The following is a 1,338-nucleotide window of genomic DNA, read 5'->3' on the forward strand; positions in this document are numbered from 1 at the left end:
GGCAGTATCTCATAAAGTGTGTAAGTTTTAAAATCTCAGGTTAATATTTAGCCTGAGATTTTTTATTTATTAATTTTAAATTTTACACACTTATGAAACCAGAAGATTTATTAAACGAAGCTTTTTTAAAGCAATTTAAAAACGGGACAGAGCTTACCAGCTTTTTAGAACAACTCCATAAGCGAGGAATTGAGAAAATCCTAGAGGGGGAACTTGATGCTCATTTGGACTATGACAAGCATAAAAAGAGCAAATCTACCAATCTCAGAAATGGTTATACAAAAAAGAGGCTAAAGACCACTTTAGGAGAAACAGAAATCCAAGTGCCACGAGACCGAGAGAGCTCATTCAATCCAATGATCGTCAAGAAAAGAGAAAGTGCAACCGAGGGTATCGAGAACATTATTATCTCACTTTATGCCAAGGGAATGAGCAATAGCGATATTGAAGAACAAATAAGGGAACTCTACGATTTTAACATCTCTACCAGTACAATATCAAGGATCACAGATAGAATAACAGATGATGTCATTGCTTGGAGAAACAGGCCTTTAGAAGCCACCTATCTGATTGTTTGGATGGACGGCATAGTATTTAAGGTCAGGGAGAGCTCCAAAGTAGTAAACAAGACCATTTATATCGCCGTTGGCTTAAGGGTTGATGGAAAAAAAGAAGTGCTTGGGTTGTGGCTGGGAAAGAATGAATCCTCTTCCTTTTGGATGAGCGTCCTTACCGACATTAAAGCCAGGGGAACACAAGATATACTTATTACGGCTACAGATAATCTGAACGGTTTCACAGATACTATCAAGACTGTTTTTCCAGACTCAGTAACCCAAATATGTGTGGTGCATCAAATCAGAAACTCTTGTCGTTACGTTGTCTGGAAGGATAAAAAAGAGTTTACAAGAGATATGAAGCAAATCTATACAGCACCGACAAAAGAAGCGGCAAAGGCAGCCCTAAAGGACTTTAAGGCAAAATGGGGATCCAAATACTCTTACGCTATTAAAAGCTGGGAAAACAACTGGGACGAGCTGACTGTGTTCTTCGATTTTCCAATCGAGATAAGAACCATTATTTACACTACAAATCTTATTGAAAACCTCAATGGAAAAATTAGAAAATATACCAAAAACAAACTCTCATTCCCAACGGATGACGCAGTAATGAAATCAGTATTTTTGGCACTAAAAGAAAGTACTAAAAAATGGACAATGCCTGTTAGGAATTGGGGAATTATACTAAACCAATTTTTAGCTATATTTGAAAACAGGATTAAACTATAAATAATTTAACCCTGAAATTTTGAACTTACACAGATTTTAGGATAGTGTC

1 protein-coding gene is annotated in these 1,338 nt (G+C 36.5%); it reads left to right on the forward strand.

The annotated features are described in order from the left end of the window. Nucleotides 1–92: 92 nt before the first annotated feature. Complete coding sequence (locus tag ACFFU9_RS12875) at nucleotides 93–1,289, forward strand: IS256 family transposase (RefSeq protein ID WP_379861877.1); 1,197 nt, start codon at nucleotides 93–95, stop codon at nucleotides 1,287–1,289. The last annotated feature ends 49 nt before the right edge of the window (nucleotides 1,290–1,338 follow it).

The sequence above is a fragment of the Mariniflexile ostreae genome (assembly GCF_042427585.1).
In the GTDB taxonomy this organism is placed as follows: Bacteria; Bacteroidota; Bacteroidia; order Flavobacteriales; family Flavobacteriaceae; genus Pseudalgibacter; species Pseudalgibacter ostreae.